At 63.9% G+C, this 26,234-nt stretch carries 24 protein-coding genes; 13 read left to right on the top strand and 11 right to left on the bottom strand.

The window, feature by feature from the left end; all coding sequences use genetic code 11:
• Positions 1-11 precede the first annotated feature (11 nt).
• The gene (locus RQH14_RS06020) at positions 12-1,022 is read left to right on the top strand and encodes a YdcF family protein (protein ID WP_089596971.1); all 1,011 of its coding nucleotides are present in this window, start codon (positions 12-14) and stop codon (positions 1,020-1,022) included.
• Between the two features lie 24 nt (positions 1,023-1,046).
• Here RQH14_RS06020 and RQH14_RS06015 read toward each other — a convergent pair whose 3' ends face one another.
• Together RQH14_RS06015 and RQH14_RS06010 are read right to left on the bottom strand one after the other, a co-directional pair.
• The gene (locus RQH14_RS06015) at positions 1,047-3,062 is read right to left on the bottom strand and encodes a glycoside hydrolase family 3 N-terminal domain-containing protein (protein WP_311212428.1); all 2,016 of its coding nucleotides are present in this window, start codon (positions 3,060-3,062) and stop codon (positions 1,047-1,049) included.
• A gap of 64 nt (positions 3,063-3,126) precedes the next feature.
• A complete protein-coding gene (locus tag RQH14_RS06010; protein ID WP_311212427.1) occupies positions 3,127-4,422 on the bottom strand; it encodes a DUF1343 domain-containing protein in 1,296 nt (431 codons plus the stop codon).
• 173 nt (positions 4,423-4,595) lie between these two features.
• Between RQH14_RS06010 and RQH14_RS06005 the strand changes: the two genes are divergently transcribed.
• The 5 genes from RQH14_RS06005 to ppk2 all read left to right on the top strand — a co-directional run bounded on the left by RQH14_RS06005 (position 4,596) and on the right by ppk2 (position 8,336).
• The gene (locus tag RQH14_RS06005) at positions 4,596-5,504 is read left to right on the top strand and encodes a MurR/RpiR family transcriptional regulator (protein ID WP_311212426.1); all 909 of its coding nucleotides are present in this window, start codon (positions 4,596-4,598) and stop codon (positions 5,502-5,504) included.
• A 93-nt stretch (positions 5,505-5,597) separates the two neighbouring features.
• A complete protein-coding gene (locus tag RQH14_RS06000; RefSeq protein WP_311212425.1) occupies positions 5,598-6,137 on the top strand; it encodes a GNAT family N-acetyltransferase in 540 nt (179 codons plus the stop codon).
• A 51-nt stretch (positions 6,138-6,188) separates the two neighbouring features.
• Positions 6,189-6,647, top strand: coding sequence for a hypothetical protein (locus tag RQH14_RS05995; RefSeq protein ID WP_311212424.1), 459 nt, complete (start codon positions 6,189-6,191; stop codon positions 6,645-6,647).
• Entirely contained in the window at positions 6,644-7,321 is a 678-nt protein-coding gene (locus RQH14_RS05990) for a hypothetical protein (protein WP_311212423.1), read from the top strand. The genes RQH14_RS05995 and RQH14_RS05990 overlap by 4 nt, the downstream gene beginning before the upstream one ends.
• Before the next feature lie 79 nt (positions 7,322-7,400).
• Positions 7,401-8,336, top strand: coding sequence for a polyphosphate kinase 2 (gene ppk2, locus RQH14_RS05985; RefSeq protein WP_311212422.1), 936 nt, complete (start codon positions 7,401-7,403; stop codon positions 8,334-8,336).
• 97 nt (positions 8,337-8,433) lie between these two features.
• Here ppk2 and treS read toward each other — a convergent pair whose 3' ends face one another.
• Complete coding sequence (gene treS / locus RQH14_RS05980) at positions 8,434-10,725, bottom strand: maltose alpha-D-glucosyltransferase (protein WP_311212421.1); 2,292 nt, start codon at positions 10,723-10,725, stop codon at positions 8,434-8,436.
• Between the two features lie 372 nt (positions 10,726-11,097).
• Between treS and RQH14_RS05975 the strand changes: the two genes are divergently transcribed.
• The 3 genes from RQH14_RS05975 to RQH14_RS05965 all read left to right on the top strand — a co-directional run bounded on the left by RQH14_RS05975 (position 11,098) and on the right by RQH14_RS05965 (position 14,542).
• Positions 11,098-12,072: an NAD-dependent epimerase/dehydratase family protein gene (locus tag RQH14_RS05975; RefSeq protein ID WP_311212420.1), complete on the top strand. Its 975-nt coding sequence runs from the start codon at positions 11,098-11,100 to the stop codon at positions 12,070-12,072.
• 56 nt (positions 12,073-12,128) lie between these two features.
• Entirely contained in the window at positions 12,129-13,433 is a 1,305-nt protein-coding gene (locus RQH14_RS05970) for an LssY C-terminal domain-containing protein (RefSeq protein WP_311212419.1), read from the top strand.
• 185 nt (positions 13,434-13,618) lie between these two features.
• Positions 13,619-14,542 (top strand): AEC family transporter, encoded by a 924-nt coding sequence (locus RQH14_RS05965; RefSeq protein ID WP_311212418.1) that lies wholly within the window; start codon positions 13,619-13,621, stop codon positions 14,540-14,542.
• Positions 14,543-15,002: 460 nt separating this feature from the next.
• Here the strand turns inward: RQH14_RS05965 and RQH14_RS05960 are convergent, their stop codons facing one another.
• Genes RQH14_RS05960 through RQH14_RS05950 form a run of 3 tightly spaced genes read right to left on the bottom strand, consistent with a single transcriptional unit; the run spans position 15,003 to position 18,676 of the window.
• Positions 15,003-15,509: a universal stress protein gene (locus RQH14_RS05960; protein WP_311212417.1), complete on the bottom strand. Its 507-nt coding sequence runs from the start codon at positions 15,507-15,509 to the stop codon at positions 15,003-15,005.
• 58 nt (positions 15,510-15,567) lie between these two features.
• A complete protein-coding gene (locus tag RQH14_RS05955) occupies positions 15,568-15,909 on the bottom strand; it encodes a CU044_2847 family protein (protein ID WP_311212416.1) in 342 nt (113 codons plus the stop codon).
• Positions 15,893-18,676, bottom strand: coding sequence for a CHAT domain-containing protein (locus RQH14_RS05950; RefSeq protein WP_311212415.1), 2,784 nt, complete (start codon positions 18,674-18,676; stop codon positions 15,893-15,895). Before RQH14_RS05950 ends, RQH14_RS05955 begins: the two co-directional genes overlap by 17 nt.
• 192 nt (positions 18,677-18,868) lie before the next feature.
• Here RQH14_RS05950 and RQH14_RS05945 point away from each other — a divergent pair, with 192 nt between their 5' ends.
• Entirely contained in the window at positions 18,869-19,069 is a 201-nt protein-coding gene (locus tag RQH14_RS05945; protein WP_311212414.1) for a hypothetical protein, read from the top strand.
• A gap of 27 nt (positions 19,070-19,096) precedes the next feature.
• Here RQH14_RS05945 and RQH14_RS05940 read toward each other — a convergent pair whose 3' ends face one another.
• Both RQH14_RS05940 and RQH14_RS05935 read right to left on the bottom strand, forming a co-directional pair.
• A complete protein-coding gene (locus tag RQH14_RS05940; protein WP_311212413.1) occupies positions 19,097-20,128 on the bottom strand; it encodes an LLM class flavin-dependent oxidoreductase in 1,032 nt (343 codons plus the stop codon).
• 152 nt (positions 20,129-20,280) lie between these two features.
• Positions 20,281-20,706 (bottom strand): hypothetical protein, encoded by a 426-nt coding sequence (locus RQH14_RS05935; RefSeq protein ID WP_311212412.1) that lies wholly within the window; start codon positions 20,704-20,706, stop codon positions 20,281-20,283.
• Between the two features lie 182 nt (positions 20,707-20,888).
• On the opposite strand from RQH14_RS05935, the gene RQH14_RS05930 reads away from it, so the two are divergent.
• Positions 20,889-21,812 carry a LysR family transcriptional regulator gene (locus RQH14_RS05930; RefSeq protein ID WP_311212411.1) on the top strand — a complete coding sequence of 308 codons (924 nt, stop codon included), beginning with the start codon at positions 20,889-20,891 and terminating at the stop codon, positions 21,810-21,812.
• 52 nt (positions 21,813-21,864) lie between these two features.
• On the opposite strand, the gene RQH14_RS05925 is transcribed toward RQH14_RS05930, so the two are convergent.
• Positions 21,865-22,644 (bottom strand): isocitrate lyase/phosphoenolpyruvate mutase family protein, encoded by a 780-nt coding sequence (locus tag RQH14_RS05925; RefSeq protein WP_311212410.1) that lies wholly within the window; start codon positions 22,642-22,644, stop codon positions 21,865-21,867.
• A gap of 174 nt (positions 22,645-22,818) precedes the next feature.
• Positions 22,819-24,042, bottom strand: a complete 1,224-nt coding sequence (locus RQH14_RS05920) for a GGDEF domain-containing protein (protein WP_311212409.1) — start codon at positions 24,040-24,042, stop codon at positions 22,819-22,821.
• A gap of 307 nt (positions 24,043-24,349) precedes the next feature.
• Here RQH14_RS05920 and RQH14_RS05915 point away from each other — a divergent pair, with 307 nt between their 5' ends.
• Together RQH14_RS05915 and RQH14_RS05910 are read left to right on the top strand one after the other, a co-directional pair.
• Positions 24,350-25,597 (top strand): exo-alpha-sialidase, encoded by a 1,248-nt coding sequence (locus RQH14_RS05915; protein ID WP_311212640.1) that lies wholly within the window; start codon positions 24,350-24,352, stop codon positions 25,595-25,597.
• A gap of 7 nt (positions 25,598-25,604) precedes the next feature.
• Complete coding sequence (locus tag RQH14_RS05910) at positions 25,605-25,892, top strand: MoaD/ThiS family protein (RefSeq protein ID WP_311212408.1); 288 nt, start codon at positions 25,605-25,607, stop codon at positions 25,890-25,892.
• Positions 25,893-25,914: 22 nt separating this feature from the next.
• Here the strand turns inward: RQH14_RS05910 and RQH14_RS05905 are convergent, their stop codons facing one another.
• Complete coding sequence (locus RQH14_RS05905) at positions 25,915-26,151, bottom strand: hypothetical protein (protein WP_159707992.1); 237 nt, start codon at positions 26,149-26,151, stop codon at positions 25,915-25,917.
• Between the last annotated feature and the right edge of the window lie 83 nt (positions 26,152-26,234).

The following is a 26,234-nucleotide window of genomic DNA, read 5'->3' as shown; positions in this document are numbered from 1 at the left end:
AGGCTTGGACCATGCTGAACCTGGTCCTTGGACTTCTCTTTGCGGGGCTCTTCCTTGCCTCCTACCAGTCCGATCGGCGCAGGCTCCGCAACGGGGTGCTCCTGCTGGTGGCGGTATGGCTCCTGTTGCAGGCCATCCTGGACTTCCTGATCGACCTGAACCCGTGGTTCGAATGGCTGAACCTGGTGGTCGTGGTGGTTCCGGTGGTGAGCATTTTCGTGTTCGCCGGCTTCCTGATCGCCAACGGGATCACGATGGTCCGCAGGGAAGGCCCCGGCATCAGCAGCTTTCTGCCCATTGCGGTGGGGCTGGCCGTGTTCCTCGCTCCGGTGGTCGCGTTCCTCTTTGTCCTGAGCGGGCAGCCCGTCCTGGCAGGCCTCGCCGCCTTGGCCTTCTTCCTCTGCGCTTACCTCGGCTGCGCGTTTGTGGTGTTCCTCGGGTATGCCTTGGTGTATTCAAGGATGCGGTTCAGCGCGAATCCGGCGGCCGTCATTGTGCTGGGTTCCGGTTTGATAGACGGCAAGGTCCCGCCGTTGCTGGCCGCGCGCCTGAACAAGGCTTTGGAAATTTACGACGGCGGCGCACCGGTCAGGCCGGTCCTGGTGCCTTCCGGGGGTCAAGGCCCGGATGAACCCCGGCCCGAGTCCACGGCAATGAAGGAGTATCTGGTGGCAAAGGGCGCTGCCTCCGGCGACGTTCTGGAAGAGAACCAGGCCACCACCACCCGCGAGAACCTGGCCTATTCAGTTGCCTTGCTTGCTGAAAAGGGAATCCAAGGGCCATTGCTGGTGTGCACCAACAACTACCACGTACTCCGTGCGGCCCTCCTGTCCAGACGCCAGAAGATCAACGCGGAGGTAGTGGGCGCTCCGACCGCCAGGTACTTTGTGCCCAGCGCCTTCCTTCGCGAGTTCGTGGCCGTGATGAGGGACAACCGCCTGACCAACATGGTCCTTTGCCTGCCGATGTTCGGGGTTGCCCTGCTCATCACGGTGGCACTGATGAACTCGTCGGTGGTGTGAGGCCTTGAGCCGTTTAACCTGAACCTACGGCTTGGGGAGCCCCGTGGTGAACGTGTGGCTCCATTCCGTGACGGCGCCTTCGGTAAAGACGTACCCCTTGCCGCGGACTGCAGTGACCGTCACGGTGCCCTCAGGCTTCTTGTAGGTCCCGGCCCCGATCTCCTTGCCGTCAACCAGGTAGGCCACGCCGTCCACCGCCGGAACCGTGTACGAGTCCTGCCCGCGGCCCGGCTTGTCCGTGAAGGTGACCGCTGCCGGCGTCGCGGTGTCGTAGTGCAGGCCGAAGCCCAAAGGCACCAGGACGCCGTCGCCGCCTGCTTCCGGGATGTTGACCGGAAGCTTGCCGCCGGGGTTCACCGCACCCGAAATGGCGCGGACGGCACCGTGGAAATTGACGTCCTTGACCCCGTAGCTGTTGAGCACGGCATCGGCGCCGGGGAAGACGCTGATGTCGTAGGGGTTGCGTGTGGCCACAACGATCACGGGAGTCCCAGTGGCTGCCAGGTCCGCAACCATCTGCTGCTGCGCAGCGTTGCCGGTTGCGTTGTAGGAAGCGAAGACCACGGCATCCACGGTGCCGGCCGCGGCTACCGCACGCGCGCGGTACGCCGTTGAGGGGGAAGCCCCATCCTCGTAGTCTTCACTAACCGCGAATCCCTGCTCCTTGAGCATCGGGCCCGCGAGCTCCGGCCAGGCTGAACCGGCCCCCACCATGAGCACCGAACTGCCGGATGCGAGGGGCAGGATCTTGTCCTCATTGCGGAGCAGGGTCACTGCGCGGTCCGAGATCAGCTTGGCCGTGGCCAGGTTCTCCGCGCTTCCAACAAGGGTGTCCACGGCGTTGGGGTTTGCCATCGGTTGCTCGAAGACTCCCCGCTTGACCTTCCACTCGAGGATCCGCCGGACGGACTCATCAAGGCGGCTCTCGGTGACCTCACCGGACTCGACGGCGGCACGGACCCCTGCGAACGAGGCGTCCACATCGGGGGAGTTAAGCAGGATGTCAGAGCCGGCCTGGATGGCCTTGACGGCAATTTCCTCCTGGGGCCATTCGGCGGCCATCGCGGCCATATCCAAGGCATCGGTGGTGACCAGGCCCTTGAAGCCCAGCTCATCGCGAAGCAAGCCAGTGAGGACCTTGTGGGACAGGGTGCCGGGCATCTCCGCGTCGATGGCCTCCACAATGATGTGGGCTGTCATGACCATGTCAACGCCACCGTCAATGGCGGCTTTGAAGGGTTTCAGGTGCTGGTTCAGGGTCTCGCGGTCGTAGGTGACGGTGGGGAGTCCGTAGTGGGAATCCACCGAGGTATCGCCGTGCCCGGGGAAGTGTTTGGCTGCCGCGCCGACGTTGTGTTCCTGGATGCCGTCGATTTGAGCCACACCGAGCGCGCTGACCAACGCGGGATCTTCGCCCATGGAGCGGATGCCGATCACGGGATTATCCGGGTTGGAGTTGAGGTCCAGCACGGGTGCGAAGTCCACGTTGATGCCCATGGCCCGCATCTCGGAGCCCAGGATTTCGCCCTGTGCCCGCGCGAGTTCCGCGTCTGCCGTGGCTCCCAACGCCATGTTGCCCGGGAGGACGGTGGCCGGCGGTCCGATGCGGGCAACCAGGCCGCCTTCCTGGTCGATGGTAACTGCCAGCGGGATGCCGGTTCCGTCCTGGCCCACGGCAGCTCGTTGCAGACCGTTGGACAGGCCGGCAACCTGCTGGGGGTTGTTCGTGTTCCCGGACCACGCGAAGTAGAGGACACCGCCAAGGTTGTACTTGGCCACGACTTCAGCAGGAGTGTTGACGCCGTAACGTTCCTGGTTGGTGGCGGCCATGGAGGTGTCATCGGCCGAGGATCCGTAGACGTGGGTCCAGGTCATCTGGCCGATCTTTTCGTCCAGCGACATGCCGGAGATCAGCGCCTCGATGTCCGGTGAGGCGGTGACCGTCGTCGTGCGTGCCGTGGTGGGCGGGGCGGCCGCAGCGACCCCGCCCGTCACCACCCCCGCGCCCGTCATGAGCAGCGCTGTTGCGGCGGCCGTCATCAAGGTAGTTCCTTTTCTGAGCATGTGAATTCCCATCCCAATCGTCTGAGTATTTCCGGCTGGCCTAGCGCGGCCCGTTGTAGAGGAGGTACTGGCGGGTATCGCGGACGAACTGACCCAGTTCCGCCCGCCAGCTGTCCAGGATGGTCCGGGCGTCAGCACCGGCGTCGAGCTGTTCGGCAAAGCGGGCGGACCCGCTCAGCAGCCCCATCCAGCGCCCGGCGTCGCCGCGCCACGCGAAGCCCGGGTACAAGCGCTTGGCTTCCACCAACATGTGCGTGCCGATTTCGAGGGCCTCCACGCGGGCAGGATCGGTGATGTGCACCTGGACTCCTCCGCAGATGACGCCCTGGTTCTTGGAGAGGGTGGGCTGGAAGTAGGCCTCGCGGAACGTGACACCGGCGAGGCCTTTGCTGTTGAGCGCCTCCGCCCAGCGGTAATCCACGTAGGGGGCGCCGATCAGTTCGAAGGGCCGGGTGGTTCCGCGGCCTTCGGACATATTGGTGGCCTCGAAAAGTGCCGTGCCCGGGTACAAGAGGGCCGTCTCCGGGGTGGGCATGTTGGGGCTCGGGAGGATCCAGGACTCCCGGTTGTCCGGGCCGGTCATCTCGCGGCGCCACCCCTGCGCTTCCACCACTTGGAGGTCCTTCAGGGGAGCGAGGCCCACGGCCGGCAAGTGCACCGCATTGAAGTACTTGGCGAGCTCACCCACGGTCATGCCGTGCTGGAGTGCGATGCCCAGTTTTCCTACTCCGGACTCGAATCCGCTCTGCAGGACCGGTCCCCTTGCCTGCCCGCCGATCGGGTTGGGGCGGTCCAGGACGACAAACCTGGCACCCGTCCGGGAGGCGGCCTGCATGGCACCCCACATGGTCCAGATATAGGTGTAGAACCGCGCGCCCACGTCCTGGATGTCGAAGCAGATGGTGTCCACGCCGGACTTTTCGTAGAAGCCCACGTACTGGTCCACGTCGGCGCCGTAGGAGTCGTAGACCGTGATGCCGGTGCGGGGATCCACGGAGGTCCCTTCGCTGGCGCCGTCCTGGGCAGTGCCCCGGAAGCCGTGTTCGGGACCGAAAACTGCCCTCACGTCGACGCCTTTTTGCGCCATGTCATCAACAATCGAGTGGAAGTTCGCCAGGACTCCGGTGGGGTTGGTGATGACTCCCACCCGGCGGCCGGCGAAGATGCTCCAGTTATCGGCGGCGGCGACGTCGGCGCCGGGGGTTGCTGTTCCGGGCTTTCCGGGGCGGGCGGTTTGGGTGGTGTCTGCAGCAGCGCTGGCGGCAAAGGGCGCGACGACGGCGGCCGCGGCGGCCAGTCCCGATGCGTGGATGAGGTTTCGGCGGTTGAGTGTCATGGGGAGCCTTTCCGGATGAGCAGGGCATGACAACTTTTGTGATGTCGCTTACATCGACCGTATTCGCTGGGAGGATATGCGTCAATCGTTTACCACTCGTGCTGTAGTTGGGTAAATTATTTACATGGGCCGGTCGCTACTGCGGATTGGCTGGTCACTTGGAAGGAAACATCATGGAAGAGGCGCTGAGCGGGCAGTTGTCACGGACCGTCCTGGTGCGGATCCGTTCCGCGCTGCCGTCGTTGCGCCCCTCCGAGCGCGCCATTGCCGAGCTTGTCCTGGCGGACCCTTCCCGCGCGGCCACGATGTCCATCGGCGATCTCGCCGGGCAGGGCGGAACCTCCACCACGTCGGTGGTCCGTTTCTACAAGAAAGTGGGCTACAGCGGATACTCGGATCTGCGTCTGGATCTTGCCCGGGAAACCGCACGCGAGAGCCTCGCCAACAATGTGCCGGCGGGGGTCTATGAGGACATCAATACGTCCGATTCGCTGCGCGACATCGTTTCGAAAATTGCCTTCAACGAGACCATGTCCATCGCCGACACGGCCCAAGTGCTCGACGTCGACAAACTCGCCCAGGCGGTGCAGGCCATCTCCACCTCGCGGAGGACCGACATCTTCGGCGTTGGGGCGGGCGGCCTGGTGGGCGAGGACCTGCAGCAGAAGCTGCACAGGATTGGCCTGACGTCCTTCAGTTGGTCGGACCCCCACGCGGCGCTGGCATCTGCGGCACTCCTGGACGGCGACGGCGTTGCTGTCGCCGTCTCCCACTCGGGGACCACAGTGGATACGGTCGACTTCCTGCTGGCAGCGAAGGCGGCAGGGGCAACCACCATTGCGGTCACCAACCACGCCGATTCTGCATTGGGGCGGACGGCCGACATTGTGCTGAGCACCGCCGCGCGTGAGACAACCTTCAGGTCCGGGGCCATGGGGAGCCGCATCGCCCAGATGATGGTGGTTGACTGTCTCTTCGTTGGAGTGGCCCAGCATTCCCATGAGGCGTCGGTCGCGGCGCTGCAGAAGACTCACGCCGCGGTCCAGGGGCGGAAATTGCTCCGGGGGAACGCGTCAGCCTAAGCGTGGTTAACCGTCGGGCCCTTCCGCCCGGCCCTTCCGCCCGGCCCTTCCCCCGGGCGGAACCGGGCCAATCCGCTGGGGTAGGGTCGGGGGATGCTGACGCTTGTTGCCCCGGACGTGTCCTTCTACGAGTCATTCATCGAGTCGCACCGCGAATGGGATGGCGCCCATCAGGATGGTGCCGGGTTGTTTGCCGGCGATGACATCGGCTCGGCCGAGGGTTTCGCTGCGTGGGTGGCCAAGTTGCTCGCTGCTGAACACGCCGACGAAGTGAACGGCATTGTCCCCTGCACCTATCGCTGGATGACAGAAGGATCCCGATATGTGGGCGCCATCGCCTTCCGGCACTACCTGACTCCGGCGCTTCTCAACTCGGGCGGACACCTTGGGTACGGCGTCCGCCCTTCGGATCGCGGCCGTGGTGCAGCAACCTGGGCCCTGCGGGAAATGTGCTCCAGCCTGGCGGCAGCGGCTGGCCCAAGCCGTGTGCTCCTGACCTGCGATGACGGCAATGAAGCGTCTGCAAGGACCATTGAACGAAACGGTGGCGTGCTGGAAGATGTGCGCCTCGACGATGAAGGCCGGCCCTTCCGCCGCTACTGGATTGAGCTCGCCGGACCCGCAGGCGAGTAAATTTGTCACCCTGGGGTTGACGCGGCGCTGTCGCGCATGGAGTATTGGCATATGACAAGTCAACCCGGGGGTGACAGTGCAGCTTCCGAAGCCGCTGATCCGCAGTGGCAGCATGTGCTCACCCATCGTCCGGCCGACGACGGATCCCGCGACGCTGCTGCCAAAAGGTTCGCGGAACGCGGCATCACCCCGGAGCAACTCCGCGCCATCCTGACCGATGGCGGGGATGCCCTGTACGCGGCAGCCGCAGCGGGCGATCCCGGCTGGGCAGAACCGTTCGGAGGTCCTTTGGCCGTGGCACTGCTGTCCGCGGAGGTCAGTGTCTTTGCCGCACATCTAAATTCCAGGGCGTCCGGAGTCAGGTCAGCCGCTGTCGCCGAACTCCTGGATGAGTACAGCGCCGTGACGGTGGCCGCAGAGCTCGGAGTGGCTCGCCAGAAGGTATACGAAATTGCACGGGCAGGTCTTCGTCCGCCCTACATTGAGCAGGTCCCTTGGAGGACATCGTGAATCCCATCGAAGAGAAGGTCCAGCTACCGGACCCGAAAACCCACTTTCTTGTCCATCCCCTTGACCTGCCCGGAGCCCGGAAGGAATTCCTGCTGGGCTGGTGGTTGGGGGTCTTCGCCACGCCCCAGGTCTACACGGCTCTGCTGGCAGTCCTGTGGGCCGTCAGCAACAACTACGTCACGCCCGTGCTGGTCCCCTTGGTCCTGGTGGTGATTGCGGGGTGGATCAGTGTGAAGCTCACGCGCGGCGCGTGGGACTACATTCCGGGGAAGCGCCATGACAAGGACCGTCGCATGACGGGGATGACCATCGCGGCATCGCTCATCACCTCGCTTGCACTCTTTGCCGGTCTGCTGATCTTCATGGCGTGGGCTTCATCGCAGGACTTGGTTCCCGGTTTCAGCGCCTATCCGCTGGGCATGGGCTCGGCCATCGCGCTGATCATGGCAGGAGAGCTGGTGATCAAGCTGGTTCGCCGCAGGTCCGTGGAACTGGTTTCCGACGCCATCAGCTTGATCGTGGTGGTTGCCGCAGTGTGGATCGGCTTCGGCCTCCTCCCTGAAGGGCGGGACATCGCACCCCTGGACCTGCTGCCCGGCGCCGCCATCCTAGTGGGCGTCTGGTTGGTCTGGCTGCTGTTCACCAAAACAGAGGACCGCCGCAATCACGGCTGATGGCCGAAACCCTGTTCATGTTCCCGTCACCATCCATTGCTAGGCTGCCGGGCACTACACGGCTGACCAGGAGGACCGCATGACGGAGGCAAACTCACTATCCACATCACTGGACGATTGGTGGGTCAGGGACAACCTGCGGGAGACCATCGATCACCTGGTGGAGTTGGGCTACACCATCAGCGGCGGGCAAGGGGAGGACCCGGACCTGATCGATCCAGGCGGATCAGCGGTGGAGACGTGGAACGAGGGTTACCCCTACGAGCAGCGGATGACCCGCGACGAGTATGAGATCGAGAAGTACCGCCTCCAGATCGAGTTGCTGAAGTTCCAGTACTGGGGCCAGGACCGCGGCCTCAAGCATGTCATTGTCTTCGAGGGCAGGGACGCCGCCGGCAAGGGCGGCACCATCAAGCGCTTCACGGAGCACCTGGATCCCCGATCCGCCAGGACAGTTGCCTTGGCCAAGCCTTCGGACCGTGAACAGGGTCAATGGTATTTCCAGCGCTATATCCAGCACCTTCCCACTGCCGGCGAGATCGTCATGTTCGACCGCTCCTGGTACAACCGGGCCAACGTGGAGAAGGTCATGGGCTTCTGCACAGACGACGAGTACGACACTTTCATGGGGCAGGCGCCGGTCTTCGAAAAGATGCTGGTGGACGCCGGGATCCACGTGACCAAATTCTGGTTCTCGGTCACCCGGCAGGAGCAACGGACCCGCTTCGCCATCCGCCAGATCGATCCCGTCCGCCGCTGGAAGCTCTCGCCCATGGACCTCGCTTCCCTGGACCGCTGGGCGGAATACACCGACGCCAAGGAACAAACGTTCCTGCACACGGACTCCGACCACGCGCCGTGGATCACCATCAAGTCCAACGACAAGAAGCGCGCCCGCATCAACGCCATGCGCTACTTCCTGAACCAATTCGACTATGAGGACAAGGACACCTCGGTGGTCTACGACGCCGATCCCCTGATTCTCCGACGCGGCCGCGACGCCGTAGGCGACTAACCCTTCCGCGAGTTGGCAGATAACCCCCATGTTTTCCAAAAACATGGGGGTTATCTGCCAACTCGCGGAAGGTTTGGTTACATTTTGTCGTGCTTTCCTATTCGGCGGACTCTTCCTCAACAACCGGGTCCTTCAACAGCAGCGCCGTGCCCTGGAAGGCCGGCAGCTCGAGGTAGAAGCTGTGGAGGTCGTCCACCTGGCCTACGTTGTCGCCGTTGAAGAGGTCGTGCACGCTGGCGCCGGGAACAAGGTGACCGGACTGGATGCTGCCTGCAATGTCCTGGTCCGAGAAGTTCAGGACCGTGACCTGCAATGCTCCGTCGGCGAGCTGGTTGACCAAAACCAGCAGCCCCCGGTTGGAAACGTCAGGCACATCCAGCAGAGTGCTGGTGGCGATGCCGGATTCCTCCCGCACTGTGAGGATCTGCTGGAGCCGCCGTGCGTAGGACCGCGAATCCTTGAGCTGCTCGGGCAGTGAACCGTAGAGACTGCGGGCACGGGCCATGCCGGCCAGCGAGGTCTTCGCGTCCGGGCTGGTGCCCATGAGGTCGTGGGCTCCGCGGTTGATCCAGCGGGTATCGCCCTGCGACGTGAGTTCCTTGACGGTTTCGCGGTCCAGTGCCGTGATGCCGGTGAGGTCCCAGCCCGAGAGCGCGAAGACGCCCGGCTGCAGCGCGTTGTACATGGACAACAGCACGTGGGCGTCCAATACCTGGGCTTCCTGCTCCGGGGTGAGGGCGTCCTGGTCCTTGATGCCCAGCGCGGCCATGATGAAGCTGACCGTGGTGCAGGCGATGCCGTTGGTGGTGAACAGTGCGTTGTAGGGCCCGTTTTCGCCCGTGAGCCGTTCCCGCAGGGTCTCCTGCACCTTCTCCGCAACCTCGGCCCCCGTCAGTTCTTCACCGCCGAGCTCGAAAACGTCGTCCCTGTGTCCGGCAGCGAAGTGCAGCAACTCGTACGTCAGTTCGTCATGGTTCTGGAGTGCGTGGACCAAGGAGGCCTGGTCCACCCCGATCTCCATGGAGAGGCGCAGGGTCAGGCGCAGGAATTCGGTATCTCCGGTGACGAAGGCGTAGTGGTACGCGGGCCGGGTGATGAAGTCGTACGAGAGGTCGGGCCCCGATTCCGACTGGGCCTTGATGTCATCGATGGTGAGGTTGAGTTCCTGGAAGGAGAACCCGCCCACCTTGCGGATCATGGAGCCGATGAGCTGGTTTGCCGCCTCGGACAGCGGGTGGCCCTCTGACCATCCCGGTTCTTCTTCCGCGCTCTTTTCGACGCCAAGGAAGCCGTTGGCATCAAGCCGCAACGCACCGGTGCCGAGGTCCAGCAGCGAATGCAGCGCGTCACCGACCACCAGGCGCATGCCGGCGAACGTTGGGTCCAGCCAGTTGATGGACGGCTGGCCGGACTTGAAGTAGTGGAGGTAGACCCAGCGTCGGGTCTTGCCGGTGGTGTCGATAATGGGCTTGGTGGCGCTCCAGTTGGTTTCCTTGACGCCGGGTTCGTAGAAAATGACCCGCTGCAGCCGCCCAATAATGTAGCCCGCCTTTTGCAGGGCTTCCTCAGCCGCCGGGCTGATATTGACCGAGTCTTCGCCCTCGGGGACGTCCGGCAGCAGGTGCCAATCCTCCTCGGGGATGTCCACCATGTGATAGATACCGGGGTAGTCCCGGAAGTTCATCTCAGCGAGCCGGAAGTCCGCGCCCTTGCCGGTGTGCCCGGGGACGATGTCGTCAATGATGGTGCCGCCGTGCTCGTTGGCGACCTCGCACATCTGACGGAACTCTTCTTCTGTCCCGAACGCGGGATCGATCGCCATGGAGATGCGGTCAAAGTGCCCATCCACGCTGGGTGTCTGCGACCAGCCGCGGATGCCGCCCGCCAGCTTCACCGGGCCCGTGTGCAGCCCACGGATGCCGATTTTGCTGAACGCATCCCAGAGCTCGGGATCACCCAGCGCCGAGAGGAAGGACTGGCCGTCCTTGGTGATGAAGGACAACGGGTAGGCGGTGAACCAGACAGGTGAACGCTCAACGGCTGCGCGCGGGTTGGGCCGGGCGTAAGAGTTCTGCCACATACTGGCCTGCCCGGACAGTTGCCGGGCCATGGTGTTGGCGTCACCCAGCATGGACTGGTTCCGGAGCCAGTCCACATAGGTGGAATTCAGGCCGTCGAATTCCAGGGAGGGCCGGGCGGCAAAGAACTGCCGCCTCCGGGCGATCGGCCGCAGCGCCTTGGGCCGGGCAGGGTAGAACTGTTCATCAAAGGTGATTTCCGCCGGTTCGCTTGCGGTTTCATCGGGCGTTTCCAGGGGCGTCTCCTCCGGATTTTCCTCTGGAGTTTCGCTGGTTTCTGACACGCTCGCGTTGACTGCAGGCTCCCGCACAGTTGTCTCCTTACGTGGTCGCCGCGTCAACGCCGACCGTCCGAGGGGGGTCGTTCAAGAGGTCACGTACCCGGGCTTGCCCGGACTATTCATGCTAGTCACGTTGGCCTCCGGTTTGTCGAACCCGGGAACAAGTAAGTCTCGTGATCATCCGGCGGCTTGACGTTCGGTCGACTGGGAGGTCAACCACAGCAAAGCCCGACGTCGGCACTCACGTGGGTGCCGACGTCGGGCTTCGAGGATCTCTTAGCGCGCGGCTTACGAGGACCGCCACACTACGGACCGAGGCAGTCAACGGTTCCCGGAACTGCGTTGGCCCTACCGATGCACCCTCATCAGCCAGTACCGTGGCTCGTGGAGATCGGAGAACCCATGAAAATCGTAGTGATCGGCGGCAGCGGCCACATCGGGTCCTTCCTTGTCCCCAGGCTTGTTCGCGCCGGACACGAGGTGGTCAACATCAGCCGCGGAAGCCGCCTGCCCTATGCGGACGTCCCTGAGTGGCAGCAGGTCCGCAAGGTCACCGCGGACCGTGACCACGAGGAACGCGCGGGCACGTTTGGTGACCGGGTAGCGGAACTGGGCGCCGACGTCGTGGTTGACCTCCTGTGCTTCACCCACGAATCGGCCACTGCGCTGGTGGATCGCTTGCGCGGCGAAACAGGCCATCTGCTGCACTGCGGCTCCATCTGGCGATACGGCGTGAGCCTGAAGTTGCCCCTTGCCGAAGGAGCGGACTCCGCCGAAGAGCCAGTGGATGACTACGGGATCCAGAAGCGTGACATCGCCCGCATGCTCAAGGACGAGACTGCTTCAGGGGGACTGGCCACAACATCCATTCATCCCGGACACATTGTGGGCCCTGGATGGCAGCCGATCGGGCCCCTGGGCAACCTTGATCCTGGGGTGTGGCAGACGATTGCCTCCGGGCAGCCACTCCGGATTCCCGGAATCGGTACTGAGTTGATGCACCATGTGCATGCCGACGACGTCGCGCAAGCTTTCGAGAAAGCCATCCTGAATCGTGACGCGGCGGCCGGGGAGGATTTCAATATTGTTGCCCCGAGCGCCCTGACGGTGCGGGGTTACGTGAGCGTCGCTGCTTCCTGGTTTGGGCAGGAGCCGCATATGGAACCCGTGAGCTGGGAGGAGTTCCGGCGGACCACTACCAGCGAATCTGCCGATATCAGTTGGGCGCACCTCTCCCGCAATCACTGCGTGAGCATCCACAAGGCATCGTCGCTGATCGGGTATGCGCCGCGCTATGAACCAGAGCAGGCAGTGCTCGAATCCGTGCAGTGGCTCGTCAGCAACGGTCAGCTCAACGTGCCGAAACTGCTGACCTAAGCCTGTACAACTGCCACCCGAGGCCCGAAGCTTAAGGGGCCACAAGGGGGAGCTTCATGGACAAAGTGTCGAACAAGGACGTCACGGACAGCCGGCTCGATCACGGGTTCTTCGTCTTGGGTGGAGCCGCGGCGGTGTGGTTGGCTTTCCTGCTGGTGGGGGAGAGCTTCCATTTGGGGTGGGGCCAGCTGTGGTTTTCCTTCGTGTTCTGGGCGTTCCTTGCCTACCTGCTTTTGCCGAGGCTGCACCGGATCCTGACCACCATTTACGTCCCCGGCTATTTCATCGGCCGCGCCCGAACCAGCGATGGGCTGCTGGGCGACCCCGTGAATGCGGCGTTGTTGGGGGCCGAACCCCAGATCCACGCGATCATGAGGTCCGCAGGGTGGACCATGGCCGACGACGTCACCTTCGCCAGCAGCCGCCGCATCGTCAGCTCCACCATTTTCCGGCGGAGCTACACCGAAGCGCCGGTCAGCCCCTTGTATCTCTTCGACCGGCAACAGGACTTTGCGTACCAACAAGAGGTCAACAACACCCCCGGCAAACGCCACCACGTCCGCTTCTGGCGTTGCCCCGAGGGGTGGCTCCTCCCCGGCGGGCACAAAGTGGATTGGCTCGCCGCCGGAACCTACGACCGCAGCGTTGGCTTCTCGCTCTTCACACTCCAGATCACGCACAAGATCGAGCAGAACACCGACGTGGAGCGGGACCACATCGTTTCCACCGTTTCCTCTGCCGAGCCTGCCGTCACGGTGCAGGTGATCGAGGACTTCTCCACCGGATATCACACGCGCAACGGCGGCGGCGATTCCATCTCCACCGACGGCGACCTCCCCATCATCGACGCCAGCCGCGTCCAGGTCCCCGCCAACCAGCCGCCCAGCCGTACCGACAGCCGTGATCGGCGACCGGCGCCCATCGTCACCGGCGCTGTCCTGGTGGCCATCCGCGCGATTGCAGCTTTTACGTTGGCGGTGACACTGCTGACGTCAGGCGGCGACATTGGACTCGACGACGTCCCCCTGGACCCGGAAACCACGACGACGGCGATCGTCGCCATGGCGGTCATCGTCCTGCTCTTCGGGCTCGGTGAGGTATTCCTGGCATGGCGGATTTTCCTCGGCAGCAACGGCGCCCGGGTGATCGCCATGGCCCTGAGCTCCATCTCGATCCTGGTGCAGGCCATCGACTACTCCACCGGGACTGCGAATCTCACCCTCGAAGCGGGTCTCTCCGGCCTTGCCTCGGACATCCTGGTCCTGCTGGCGCTGTCCAGCCAGCGGGCCAGGGTCTACGCCAAACGGCAGCGTGTCCCGGCCGTTCCGGCTTCAGTGGTGGTGCGGCGGGTGCCTTCCTGACCTTCTTTGAGTGTGGGTTCCGTCCGACACTCCGGCCTTTGCGGCGTGTCGGGGTGGTTTCGGGTTGAAAGTGGGTGGTGACGGCGCGTGGCAGCCCCGCCGTCTCCTGCCCGATAGGGTTAATCCGTTCCCAGCCAGCCTGCGTCACCAGCCGGGCCTCCAGAGTACGGATTGAGGAAAACGGTGTGGACGGAGTCCTTCAAGGTTTCTTTGTGGTCAGCGTGGTCCTGCTCATTGGCTATATCCTTGGCAGAACCAAGGCACTGGGTCCCGAAGGCGGCAAGGTTCTCTCGACGCTGACTTTCATGGTGGGGCTGCCCTGCCTGATGTTTTCGGCGATTGCCTCCCGCCACATTTCAGATGTCCTCAGTGCCACGGGCTTGATTTCGGTGGTCACCGCGGTGGCGGTCATGCTCGTGTTTACCGTGGCTGGCCTCATTGGCCGCTGGGGTGTCCGGCGGACCACTATCGGCGCGCTGTCCGTGGGAATCGTGAACTCCACCAATCTGGGCGTGCCGTTGTCCCTGTATATCCTCGGCAGCGCCACGTACGTCACGCCCATCATGCTGTTTCAGTTGGCGATCGTGACACCCATCGCCCTGACCATCCTCGACCTCACAGATCCCGCAGGCAAGCAGGTCTCCGTCTGGCGGGTGCTCTCCATCCCGTTCCGCAACCCTGTCACCGTGGCAGCAATTCTCGGGGTGGCCGTGAGCGCTTTGGGCATCGAAGTACCCACGCTTATCCTCGATCCCCTGGCGCTTGTGGCCCAGTTGGCGGTGCCGCTGATGTTGATCATCTTCGGCATGTCCCTGCACGGGCTCTCGGTCCGGCCCGGCATCGGCGACCGGGCTCCCACCACTGTGGCCGTGATCCTCAAGTCTGCGGTCCAGCCGGCTCTTGCCTGGATCTTGGCAGCATTCGTCTTTCATCTGGACCCGTTCAGCACGTTCGTGGTCACCGCCTGCGCCATCCTTCCCACCGGCCAAAACGTGGTGCTCTACGCGGTCCGGTACGGCGTGGGCCAGGGCATTGCCCAATCCACGGCGGTGTTCACCAGCATCCTGGCGGTCCCGCTGCTTCTTGGGGCGGCGTGGCTGTTCGGCTGAGCCGTTGTGATTTCCCATCCGCGAGTAGTTGGAGTCGGCGCTCACGCCGTGGAAGTTCCGCTTTCAAAAGTGGGCGGTCCCGCCACCACTGACTTTGAATCGGCTGACGGCTGGACACGCCGGTGAGTGCGGCGTGTTGCCGTGCTCGGAGATCCAAAGTGGGTGGCGAGCGTACGGGGCATGAAGCCAGCCACTCTTTAGGGCCGTCCCTTTAAGGCTCGACGGCGGCACTCACCTTGAGCGCCGCCGTCCTTCGGTCTGCGTGGGAGGTGAGAGAGCGCTAATCGGGAGGGCGTGGGAGGTGAGAGAGCGCTGGGGTTAAACAAAAGAGCTCCGGAGTGCGTTATTGGGGGATACGCACTCCGGAGCGGTCTTTGAGCAGGGGCTTTCGCTGACCTGCAGTAATCACTCTACGTTGCGCGCAACCCCTTCGCCACCACCTCGAATAAGTACTTTCGCTTTAGTTTCTTTGGGCAGCTTCCGGCCGCTTTTTCTGCGGCACAATCAGCACAGGGCGGCGTTGATGGTGGCTCAACCATGCAGCCACTGAGCCGTTGAGCGCCTCGGAAATCCGGTGGCCCAAGCCGGGCTCCGGGGTCCCCACGATGATCATGGATGCGTTGATGTCCGCGGCGAGCCTGCCCAACGCCCGTGCTGGATCACCGGCCAGCAGGCGCAAGGTCCAATCTGCCGTGCCGCCGTCCATCGCGTTTGCGATCACCCTGCCAAGGTCGCCTCGTACGGCCTCGACGTCGGCGTCGTCCTTCTCCGGGTGGAGCGACATCCGGTGTGTCTCCCGGGACGGGTCCCACTCCACGAGGTAACTGGCCTCGTCCACGTAGGCGCACACCAACGGGACGCCGAGTCGCTCAGCCAAGGTCCGGGCAGTTTGGAGTACTTCCACATGCTGGTCCGGGAGAACCCCCACCACCAGGGGAATCGGTCCGCTGAAATTTTCCGCAGCCATACCCTTATTGTTGCGCCGGGGCGATCCAAAGAACAGGTGGTTGAGAGGGTATCCGGGGTCAGGTTTCCGTCGGCTTGTTCCAGGTGAGCCGCACCTTGAAATTGGACCCCGTGCTTGCCGACGCGATGAAAGCGCCCGCCTCCGCGTGAAGGTCAATGCCGAACTCCACGCTCACCTCATCCGGCCGGTTCTCCAGGCTCAGGAGCTCATCGATCACCCCCTGCACCGCTGGACGCACGTGTGCCAGGGCACGCTCGAACGTTTGCTGCGCCCGCGCGAAAACCCCCGAATGGTCCCCCGCGTGATCGCCACCCCTGGTTACCAGGCTCCCCGCGGCGTTCGCGACCTCCACAACTACCGTGCCGCCGTCGTCGGTGGTGAATTCAACCAGCCTGCTCATGTTCCTGTCCCTTCTCCGGCGCCCGCAGTCGGCGGGCCGCAAGCACGAAACCGATTCCGGCAGCGCACAAAATCAGCAGCTGAATCAACACAAAGTAGGCGTGCGTCCGGTACCAGGACTCAAGGAACACGCCCTTGTCCTGAACCCAGACCAGCGGAACCGTCACGGTTGGCCACAGCAGCAGCCACCCGAACGGCTCGGATGTGCGGGAACGCATGGCCAGGATGCCCGCCCACAATCCGAAGCCCGCATGCACGAATCCGGCGATGACAGTGGTGGGATCCACCGTTTCGGTGAGCCCCGAGAGCCCAAAGAGAGCACCCGAAACAACCGCCCCCGCCATCACAACGCGGGCCATCGTGGTGCGATCGGGGAGGCCCGCGACCGCCAACAGCAGGTACCCAAGAGGTGCCACCAGGCCGTAAACGATGCGGAGGGAGCCGTCGCCGCCGCTCTCGTACCAATAGTTGTCGTCCAGCCACAGGAAGTAGACCGCGAAGCACGCCCCGAGGCCGCCCGCCACGATCAGTGCGACGCCGCCCCACAGCAGCGGCGCCCTCAGCGGGGGAGCCAACCCGCCGACGGCGACGGGTGCTGAGCTGCCGGGCTTTGACCCCCGGAGGCCAGCGCTCGACGGCGGAGCACCAGTGGGTGCCTCGGCTTCGGATGCGGACGGGGTTGGGTTCAGTGCTGAAGACGGGATGGGGCGGGGTTCGGGAAGGGGTTCGGCGTTCGAAGTGGGGCCGGCGTCGGGTTTTGTGCGGGTGCGCGGGCTGGGGCCGGTTGTCGGTTCGGGGGCCGCGATCCCGGAAACTGGGCCTGAGTTGGGACTTGCGTCCGCCGCGATGGTGCGGGCCGGGGCCTTATTCCGTACTGGCCGTACCGGCCGTACTGGAGGGTCGGCCACTGTGTACGAGCCCTGCGGTTTCTCATCGTCAGACGCCGCGGGCACCTCGGCCGTTTCAGTGGGAGCCGGCTCTTTCGGCTTGGCCTTCTCGATCTCCGCCCGGGCTGCGGTTGCGAGGCCATCGGGATCTGCGGCGTTGGGGTCCACGGTGGCCAACTCTGCAGACACGTCCACCACTGCTTCCCAGGAGCCGAGGGAGGAATGGTATCGAAGCTCTCCTTGCAGATCCGAGATCCGTTGCCGGCGCTCGCAGTCCTGGCGTCGGACGGCGGCGTCAGGAAACCCGGGGTCATCCTGCACCAGGGCGAAGCCGTCTACTGCGGCCAGCCAGTCTTCGGCTTTCTCTGCCTGCAGTGCTTCGCGGTAGATGCGTTCCAGCTCCAGGCGGTGCCGTGCCTTGTCTCTGAGCGCCGTCGCGTCCCGGTATCCAGGCTCCAGGGTGAGGAGGTCTTCGAACAGTTCCACGGCCTGTTCCAAGCGCCGGGCCCGCAACTCGGCGGACGCCTGGACGTACAGTGCCCGCAGCTGCGCCCGTTTCATGGCTTGCCCGGAGTCGGTTTGCCGGGCGTTGGCCTGCCCGGAGTCGGCCTGCGGCTGTGTGGCCGGTACCGGCGTCGTTTGGGCCGGCGTGGTGCGATCCTGTCCGGTTCCGGACGGTGGGGCCGGGGAACTGGCCTGGGCTGGTCCTGTACTTTGACGGACCGAGGCCCCGACCGTCGTCGAACTTTCAACCGATACCGGCGCGCGCGGTGTTCCCGTGAGTGTGAACAGCTGGGTGGTGCCCCCGCGGACGTAGAGTGCCGGGGTGACCCATTCCAGCGTTCCGTCCGGACTGGCCATGACCGAGATTCTGCCGACGCGCGCCGCCTCGTCCACGGTGCGGCCGTTGGCGATTGCTGCGTAGAAGCCGTGCGCGAAGGCGATGGCGGCGTAGTCGCTGATGGCGAACTGCATGGCGGCCACTGCGCCGATCCCGCTCCGGACCAGCGCGGACGCCGTGCCCGAGAAGAGGTCCGACTGGCCCATTTCCCCGGAGGAACACGAGTTCAGCACCACCAACCGCGGGCGGGGAGCAGCGACGCTGAGCAGGGCCATGAGGCGGACAGCGCGGACCATGGCTGCCCTTCCGTCGGGTCCCACCAGCGCTATCCTGCCTTCGTCGGTGCGGGTGTCGTAGTCGCCGTGGCCTACGAAGTGGACCACATGCCAAGGCCCGGCCAGCAGCATGGATTGCACGTCATCCCAGGTTCCACTTTTTGCCCAGACCAGCTCCACCCGGCCTTCGGACACCGGCCCGGCCAGGGCACGGCTCAGGTGGTCCTTCTCGGCGGTGACGTCCAGGCTGGGGAGGTCCCTTGGCGAGGCGACGATCCCCAGAATGCGCAGGGGTGGCGCTACATCCAAGGGATTCAGGTTGTAGTCGGGTGCGGGGATGTGACGGAGGAGGGGCTCGGTCTGGCAGAGGTAGGTTTCGGTTTCGGGGTCGAACAGGGTCTCCCACGGCATGGTCGCCAGTTCAGGGGCGGACAACCTCAGGACCACCCTGAGCTGCTGTCCGGCGTGTTGGGCTGCGCCGAGGCTGGCCCGGTAGGTGCCGTAAACCTCGCGGGTGAACAGGGCCTGGAACAACTGCTGGCCCACTTCGCGGACTGCCATCTCAGCCACGGGCATGGTCCTGCGGGCGGCCACGGCGGACGCCAGAACGGTGGCTTCAAGTTGGGGGAGCCGTTCGAGGATGCCCTCCACGTCCAGGGTGAACATGCCCGAGGCGTGGCCTCCCGCCGGTGCACGGACCACGCGCACCGTATATTCGCCGCGTGCAGAGCCGGCATCAATCTCCAGCTCGATGTCACAGTCCATCGCGGATCCCTTGTGTGACGGGCGGTCCGGCCGAACGTCGCGGGGCCGGGAGCACCCTTAGGAATAGATTGGCCCTAAGACCGGCGCGCCACAAGAGCAGGACCCTTGTAGACGCTCCTGACCCGGCCTACGGTTAATCCGGGTCCACGGCGCATCAGAACCAATGGCCCATCTGACGGAAGGCGGTCCGCGATGGAAATTTTCATGTGGTGGCTCGATCTGCATCTGGACAGCAAGGAATGGCTGCGTGAGAACCTGCGCGCCGACGAACTCCCGCTGACCGTGCTGCAGCATATTGCCGAGGCCGGCGGGCCCAATCGGGACAAGGTCAGCGGCGTACTGACCGAAGCGGATTGGGACTTCATCGAGACACAATCGGAGTTCGTGGACTGACTGGGCTGACGGGGCTGACGGGGCGGCTTAGGCGGCAGGCTTCCAGCCCAGGGCCGGCCCCAGTTTGCCCGCGATGTCGGTGAGGATCTGCACGTAGTCCTCGTGGTCAAAGCTGAAGGGCAGCGCGAAGGCCACCTCGTCCACTTCCTGGAATCCTCGGTGGGCATAGAGCTGCTCGGCGATGTCATCGCTGGTGCCAATAATGTCCTGTGCAAACATCATGCCCTTCGGCCCTTGGGGCGCGCGGGTGCGTGGGGTGCGTTCGTCGACGTAGCGTTGGTATTTCTTCCGCTGGGCAGTTGAGGCCGAGTCTGTGGGAATCACCACCAAGCCCTGTGAGACGCGGGCGGTGTTCCCTTCCCTGGCAGCGGCTTCGCGGTAGGCGCGGATCTGTGACTGTTGGACGGCGGCGAAGTCCGGTTCCTGGTCCTTATCCGGGAAGATCACGCTGCTGGAGAGCAGGTTGAAGCCGTTTTCCCCTGCCCACACCGCCGATTTCATGCTCGCCGCCCCGTACCAAAGACGGGAACGCAGCCCGGCAGCGTGCGGCTCCACGCGGTTGGAGAACTCTTCCACCACTCCCTGTTTGCCGGAGAAGTCCCGCACTTTCTCGCCGGCGACCAGGCGGGCAAGCCGGTTTACGCGGGCGTAGCTGAAGTCCTCCACGCCGGCAGTGTCCGGGTAGAGCTCATGTTTTACGGTGCCGTAATTCATGGGTTCCCCTACGCTCAGCCCCGGATTGATCCGGCCGCCGGAGAGCAGGTCCACGGTGGCCAGGTCCTCAGCAAGGCGCAAAGGGTTTTCCCAGCCCAACGGAGTCACCGCGGTTCCCAGCTCAATCCTGGAGGTGCGCTGGCTTGCCGCGGCCATGACCGCAACCGGTGAGGAGATCCCGAACTGCAGGTGGCGGTGCCGAAGCCACGCACTGTCGAAGCCGAGCCCCTCCCCGAGCTCGATGATCTCCAGCGTCGATTGGTGCCCGGCCGCAGGATCCGCGGGATCGAACAGGCCAATAGTGAGGAAACCAAGTTTGCGCAGGGGATGGTCGGGGGTGGGCATGGGCTTCCTTCACGATCGGGCGGCGGCTACTGCCCAGAATAGGCTCCGGTCCCATGGACGACGGTGGGACGTTACCTTTTGTGATGCCCTCACCGTTTGTGGTGCCGGCGCTCAGCTTGTAGTGCCGGCCCTCAGCGCAGGTGACCGCCGGGCTAGGCGCAGCTGGCGACTGGGCGAGCGGCCGCGACGATGACCTGAGCGGCAGTGTCGGGGGCAAGCGAGGAGCACTCTGGAGCAAAGTGCGCCACCCGCGCCACCTGTACGGGCTGCGCCGCCTGCGTCACGTGTGCGGGCTGGGCGGCCTGCGCCGCCTGCGCGGGCTGCGTCGGCCGCTCTGCCCGCTCCTTGGCCCGCATCCGGAGAAGAGCCACAGCGGAGATCAGGAACCACGCCACGTTGGTCACCACGGAGGGCCAGGCTCCATGGAGTGAGCCATTGACGATGAAGGCGCACGAACCAAAGAGGTTCACGGTCTGGAAGGTGGTGCCTGCCTGCAACCAGCCCATGGACACTGCCATGTAGCCGCCGAGCATTGCCACTGCGCCGGCCCAGCCAGCGACTTCGAACAGCAGTTCCATGGGAGTCCTTTCAAGATTTTGGGCACTCGGATGACGCCGGCGGGCGGCGTATGGTCCGGAGTGGAGGCTTGATTCGCTAGACGGTGTTGCGTTGCTGAATCGTGCTTTTGAGTCAATATTGAGTGACGATGACCTTTAGATCAATTGCAATATTCTGAAGACGGTGTTTAGGAGTACTTAACATGGATGTGGACCCACGCCGGTTGCTGGTTCTTCTTGCTGTCGCCCGCACTGGAGGCGTTCTGGCGGCGGCTGATGAACTGCGGATTACGCCGTCTGCGGTGTCTCAACAACTCAGCAAACTCGAGACTGAGGCAGGGCAGGCACTACTCCTGCGTACCCCCAAAGGATCAGTGCTGACACCCGCGGGCTTGGCCATGGCGGAGGCAGGGGAAGAGATAGAACGGGCACTCAACGTTGCCCGTGCCCGGATGCAAAGCGAGGTCAACATCGCAGGAGTCGTACGGGTGGGCGGATTCACCAGTTTCATGCGCACCGTGGTGATCCCGCGTCTTCCCGAATGGCGCAGCCAATACCCTCAGCTGCAGATCCAGATCGTTGAAGACAGCTTCCCTGCGGTGATGCGGCTCCTCCGCCAGCGACAGTTGGATGCTGTGGTCATCGAACAGGATTCGACGGCGGCAGAGCAGCATCCGATGGCGGCCGGAATGGTCCAGGAACCCCTGCTGGACGAGCCATGGAAGCTGGTGGTGCCCGCAGGAAGCCTGCTCGGCACGGACAACATCGATCTCAGCCGCTTGCACTTGCCGTGGCTGGGGGTGGAGCCGTCAGCCGCCAATACTGCAGTGCTCGGACGTCTCCGCCACTCGACAGGTGCCCGGATAGAGACCGTTCACCAGTACCACGACACCCTCACCGCACTGGCACTGGTCGCTGCCGGTGAGGGCGTGGCCATTGTGCCCACCCTGGCGCTCAGCGGCGTTGTCCACGATCATGTGGACATCCTGGACGTTCCGGGGTTGGGCACCCGGCATATCGCCCTGCGACGCTTCGATCGGCGACGGGCAGCCAGCCTGCCCTTGGACACGGTGGCCCGGCTCCTGAGGGAATCCGCGGCGGCGTTCGACACTCGCTCGGCATCGTGACCTGTCCCGTCTTCGCGGACGGGACAGGTCAGGCAAGCACGCGCAGGCGGCGCTAGTTCAGTGCCGGAGTGTCGGCAGGGATGACACCGGAGCCGTACAGATCCGAGGCCAGATCCTGAAGCGCCCGCAGGGCCACCCTCTGGGTGAACGGACCGTAGGAGACACGTGCCACGCCAAGTTGCTGGAGTTCAGCAGCCGGGAGGGCTCCGGGGGCTCCGATCACGGAGAGTTTCCCGTGTCCCAGGCCTTCCACCAGCGGCTCGATGACCTCTCGGGTCATGGCGCCTGGCACGAAGACCAACGAAGCTCCAGCGTCCAGGAAAGCTCGTCCCCGCGCGATGGCGTCCTGGATGCTCTCCTCAACCGGCCGGTCGCCACCCCGGGCAATCGCGTCGGTGCGCGCATTCAGCTGGAACGGGATGCCTTCGTCGGCAGCAGCCGAGATGATGGCCTGCACACGGGCAACGGCTTCATCGAAGGGCCGCAAGCGGTCTTCAACGTTCGCGCCCACCACTCCGATCCCAATCGCCCGGCGGATGGTTTCGGCAGGGTTGTCGAAGCCATCATCCAGGTCTGCGGTGACCGGGAGATCCACGGCGTCGACAATTCGCTTCACTCCGTCCAGTGCCACGTCCAAGGGCATCGTTCCATCGGCATATCCGAAGGCCGCAGCAATGGAATGCCCAGCAGTGGCGATGGCCTTCGTCTCAGGAAGTCCTGCAATAGTGCGGGCACTGATGGCGTCCCACACATTCACCACACTCAGGATTTCAGGAGCTTCGTGCAGTGCTTTCAGCTGTTGTGCACGTGCATTGGTGTTTGCTTCAGTCATGGTCGCTCTCCGTCACTGTTGTTCTCCGTGCTCCACGGGTGGGAACCAGTCCCACTTGCCACCCACAGCCTAGGCATAACGTCACACAACGCGATACCAAGCGGCTGCCGAGGGCCATGAGGGTGAGGCCCGACACGTTGCGTCGTATGTCCATGTCCTACCGACCTGCGTGAATTACGACGGCGGGTGGCTGGCTTCCGCCGCGGGTTCCGCGCCCGCGGACTCCCCCGCTGCGGGGTCCGCACCTACAACCCTGTTCCGCCCCTGGGCCTTGGCACTGTAAAGGGCGGCATCTGCCACATTGATCATGAAGGCCAGGTCCTGCACGTCCGCGCCGGTGGACGTCACGCCGTAGCTGACTGTTGGGAAGGGCAGGCCATCGGGACCCTTCATGCCTGCCAAGCGTCTACTGATTTCGGAGGCGATGGCTTCGGCCCGCTGTTGTGTCGCTCCCGGCAGCAGCAGGACGAATTCTTCCCCGCCATAACGCGCCACGAGGTCTGTCGACCTCACCGAAGAAATGCAGGCCGCAGCAAAAGCCCTGAGCGCGGAGTCGCCGGCTGCGTGACCATGCTCATCGTTGACGGCTTTGAAGTTGTCCAAGTCAGCAAGAATCAGAGCCGCACCTCGCGGGGACGACTCCGCAAGAGACCGGGCCGCCACTTCCAGGAAGGCACCCCTGTTGAGCAGACCTGTGAGGTGGTCACGGTCGGCACGTTCCCGGAGGCGTTTGATCAACTGCTTGTTGCTGAGCGTATTCATGGTGGAGGACACCGCCACCAGCAGGATCAAATGCATCAGGGCGGCCGGCGCATACCCAAAGAATGTTCGGAACTCTTCGCTGGTGGGCCCCTCCAGGACAAAGCTGATGGCCCGGAGCAGGTAGTACAAGGTCATCAGGCCGGCAATGACCGACAGGAACCTGGTAATCCTGGACCGGACGGGTTTCGCGAACCACAGTTCCAGTGCCGCCAAGGTGATGCCCAACGTCGTCAGGCACAAGTAGACCAAACCGCCAGACCACACGCTGTTCCCCGGGTCATCCAGTAAGGACGCAACACAGCTGGGAATGGACGCGGCCGCAAGCACCCAAGGATGCACGCGGTGGTCGCGCAGTGTACGTGCTCCCGCCCAAATGCAGAAGGTTCCGGCGACAATCAGGGCCTTGCCCAAGGGGTTGGCCCACTGCTGGAAGTCGGTACCGTTCAGCAGGAAGGCCGCGTTGCCAACGAAAAAGAGGCACAGGGCTACCCGCCACCACTCTGCGTAGGGCGAGCGTCTTCGCTGGGACGAAATACAGGAAATGACGATCAGGGTCAGGGTGACCAAGCCGAGGACCACCCGGACGGAAAAGGGGTCCAGGACTATTGATCCTTCTTGCAGCGAAACTGCAATCACGACGCGGCCCCGCTACCGGACTACAACCGCGGAGTTCCCTCGTGATGGCCTCATGGCTCTTTGACCTCGCAAAACATCTGATCCCCAGCAAGTTGTTCCGGACTCATGACCGCAAAGCCACAGTCAAGCACGTTTTCTCCAGTGCCGGTGGATGACGGTCGCTATGGCTCTTTAAAAGTTTTCTCGAAATTCGCGTCACGATCAGGGGTTAGGCCGCACTGTAACCGTAAGGGTTGGTCTGCCCATGACAGCGGACTATCCACATACGCCCAAAAAACCGTTGCCACCCACCCACCCTGATGGTTCGATGGGACGCATGGCAACCGCAGATACCGCAGAGAGTTATGTCATAGCGATCGGGACCAAGAAAGGCCTGTGGCTGGCAACCAGCCCGGACCGCAAAGAATGGTCCCTCTCCGGCCCGCACTTCCTGATGAGCGAGATTCCCAGCATCGGGATAGACACACGGGACGGCAAAACCCGGATCATGGTGGGCGTCAGATCGGAGCACTGGGGACCCACTGTGGCCCACTCCGATGACCTTGGCGCCACCTGGACTGAGCCCGAGCAAGGTGCCATCAAATTCCCGGACGGCACTGACGCCGCCTTGGAGCGCGTTTGGCAGATCTACCCCGACGCCGAATCCCGCCCTGGCGTTGTCTGGGCCGGGTGCGAGCCGATTTCTGTATGGAAGTCCACCGACGGCGGCGAACACTTCGAGTTGAACCGCGGACTATGGGACCACCCGCACCGCAGCGAGTGGGGTGCCGGCTATGGTGGCGCGGCGGCACACTCGATTGTGGTTGATCCGTCCGGGGAAAAGGTCCACATCGCCATGAGTACGGGCGGCGTTTACAGATCGCTCGACGGCGGGACCTCCTGGGAGCCCCGGAACAAAGGAATTTCGGCCTACTTCATGCCCGATCCCAACCCGGAGTTCGGCCAGTGTGTCCACAAGATCGCAGCGGACGCCGCCGTCGAGGGCCGCTTGTACGCTCAGAACCACCATGGCGTTTACCGTACGGATGACAACGGTGAGAACTGGGATTCCATCGCGGACGGGCTGCCTGCGGACTTCGGCTTCGTCATGTTGACGCACCCGCGGCGGGAAGGGACGGCATGGGTGATTCCGCTGAAGGCCGACGGCGAACGCATCCCGCCGGACAGCAAGCTCAGTGTCCACCGCACCAATGACGCCGGAAATACCTGGACAGAACTTCATACCGGCCTGCCGGATCACGAATACAACGCTGTCCTGCGCGATGCCGCGTCCGTGGACACGGCCGAACCCGTCGGAGTATATTTCGGCACCCGCGGAGGTGCCGTCTACGCCAGCGCCGATGAGGGCGGGACCTTTACTGAAGTGGCCTCGCACCTGCCGGACGTACTGTGCGTGAGGGCCGCCGTCGTGGTGGACAACGCAGCAGGCGTAGAAGTCCCACTGACTGCGGCGGAAGCCACTGTGATTGCCGAAGCCGCAGTGATCGTGGAGGCAGCGGCCCAGGAGATTGACCCCACTCCTGGCGATCAAGCCAGCGCGCCGGTACCTGGTTAGGCCCGTTGTGGCTGACTTTACGGTCCTGTTGCCTGGTGTCCTGCAGCCACTCGTCGGCGGACAGTCCTATCTGACTGCGTCCGCCGACGGGGCTGTGACCGTTGGACAGTTGCTTGATGCGGTGACCGGAGATTATCCGGTGCTGGCCAGGCGCTTGCGTGATGAAACCGGGGCACTCCGCCGTTTCGTGAATATTTACGTGAACGGTGATGAGGTCCGGCGTCTGAAAGGTCTTGATACGGAGGTTGCGGGCGGCCAGGAGGTCCTGATTGTCCAGTCCGTGGCCGGCGGCTGAGCAGGGTTGGGGTCAAGCCGGTTCAGGCGACGCGCCAAACACTGCATTCGTCGGTATTGATGGCTTTCCTCATACCCGAGACGTGATCCATGATCCAGACAACGCCGATTCCCGGCGCGGTTTCCTGGACCTGTCCGCGGCGGATGACCACGTCATCATAGGCGGGTCCCACGGACAGTCGGGCTTCGATCTCGTCTCCACGGTGGAGCTGGCTGATCGCGCGTATTCGTGTTGTGTGTGTTGTGACTTCCTTCAACATGGTGGCCTCCTGGGCTGGAGCTGGTGCCTGCACTTGCCGGCTATTCCAGTGTGGCGCGGCAATGTTGCCACGGTATTTCGGGG

Origin of the sequence: Arthrobacter sp. WCS2018Hpa-7 (assembly GCF_031843805.1) — a bacterium.
Taxonomy (GTDB): Bacteria; Actinomycetota; Actinomycetes; order Actinomycetales; family Micrococcaceae; genus Arthrobacter.
This window is presented reverse-complemented; position numbering and strand designations above follow the sequence as displayed.

Excerpts from the sequence above, each read along its gene's own strand:
- RQH14_RS06020 (WP_089596971.1), top strand. The coding sequence starts at position 12 with ATGCTGAACCTGGTCCTTGGACTTCTCTTTGCGGGGCTCTTCCTTGCC.
- RQH14_RS06015 (WP_311212428.1), bottom strand. The coding sequence starts at position 3,062 with ATGACGGCCGCCGCAACAGCGCTGCTCATGACGGGCGCGGGGGTGGTG.
- RQH14_RS06010 (WP_311212427.1), bottom strand. The coding sequence starts at position 4,422 with ATGACACTCAACCGCCGAAACCTCATCCACGCATCGGGACTGGCCGCC.
- RQH14_RS06005 (WP_311212426.1), top strand. The coding sequence starts at position 4,596 with ATGGAAGAGGCGCTGAGCGGGCAGTTGTCACGGACCGTCCTGGTGCGG.
- RQH14_RS06000 (WP_311212425.1), top strand. The coding sequence starts at position 5,598 with ATGCTGACGCTTGTTGCCCCGGACGTGTCCTTCTACGAGTCATTCATC.
- RQH14_RS05995 (WP_311212424.1), top strand. The coding sequence starts at position 6,189 with ATGACAAGTCAACCCGGGGGTGACAGTGCAGCTTCCGAAGCCGCTGAT.
- ppk2 (WP_311212422.1), top strand. The coding sequence starts at position 7,401 with ATGACGGAGGCAAACTCACTATCCACATCACTGGACGATTGGTGGGTC.
- RQH14_RS05975 (WP_311212420.1), top strand. The coding sequence starts at position 11,098 with ATGAAAATCGTAGTGATCGGCGGCAGCGGCCACATCGGGTCCTTCCTT.
- RQH14_RS05970 (WP_311212419.1), top strand. The coding sequence starts at position 12,129 with ATGGACAAAGTGTCGAACAAGGACGTCACGGACAGCCGGCTCGATCAC.
- RQH14_RS05960 (WP_311212417.1), bottom strand. The coding sequence starts at position 15,509 with ATGGCTGCGGAAAATTTCAGCGGACCGATTCCCCTGGTGGTGGGGGTT.
- RQH14_RS05955 (WP_311212416.1), bottom strand. The coding sequence starts at position 15,909 with ATGAGCAGGCTGGTTGAATTCACCACCGACGACGGCGGCACGGTAGTT.
- RQH14_RS05950 (WP_311212415.1), bottom strand. The coding sequence starts at position 18,676 with ATGGACTGTGACATCGAGCTGGAGATTGATGCCGGCTCTGCACGCGGC.
- RQH14_RS05945 (WP_311212414.1), top strand. The coding sequence starts at position 18,869 with ATGGAAATTTTCATGTGGTGGCTCGATCTGCATCTGGACAGCAAGGAA.
- RQH14_RS05940 (WP_311212413.1), bottom strand. The coding sequence starts at position 20,128 with ATGCCCACCCCCGACCATCCCCTGCGCAAACTTGGTTTCCTCACTATT.
- RQH14_RS05935 (WP_311212412.1), bottom strand. The coding sequence starts at position 20,706 with ATGGAACTGCTGTTCGAAGTCGCTGGCTGGGCCGGCGCAGTGGCAATG.
- RQH14_RS05930 (WP_311212411.1), top strand. The coding sequence starts at position 20,889 with ATGGATGTGGACCCACGCCGGTTGCTGGTTCTTCTTGCTGTCGCCCGC.
- RQH14_RS05925 (WP_311212410.1), bottom strand. The coding sequence starts at position 22,644 with ATGACTGAAGCAAACACCAATGCACGTGCACAACAGCTGAAAGCACTG.
- RQH14_RS05915 (WP_311212640.1), top strand. The coding sequence starts at position 24,350 with ATGGGACGCATGGCAACCGCAGATACCGCAGAGAGTTATGTCATAGCG.
- RQH14_RS05905 (WP_159707992.1), bottom strand. The coding sequence starts at position 26,151 with ATGTTGAAGGAAGTCACAACACACACAACACGAATACGCGCGATCAGC.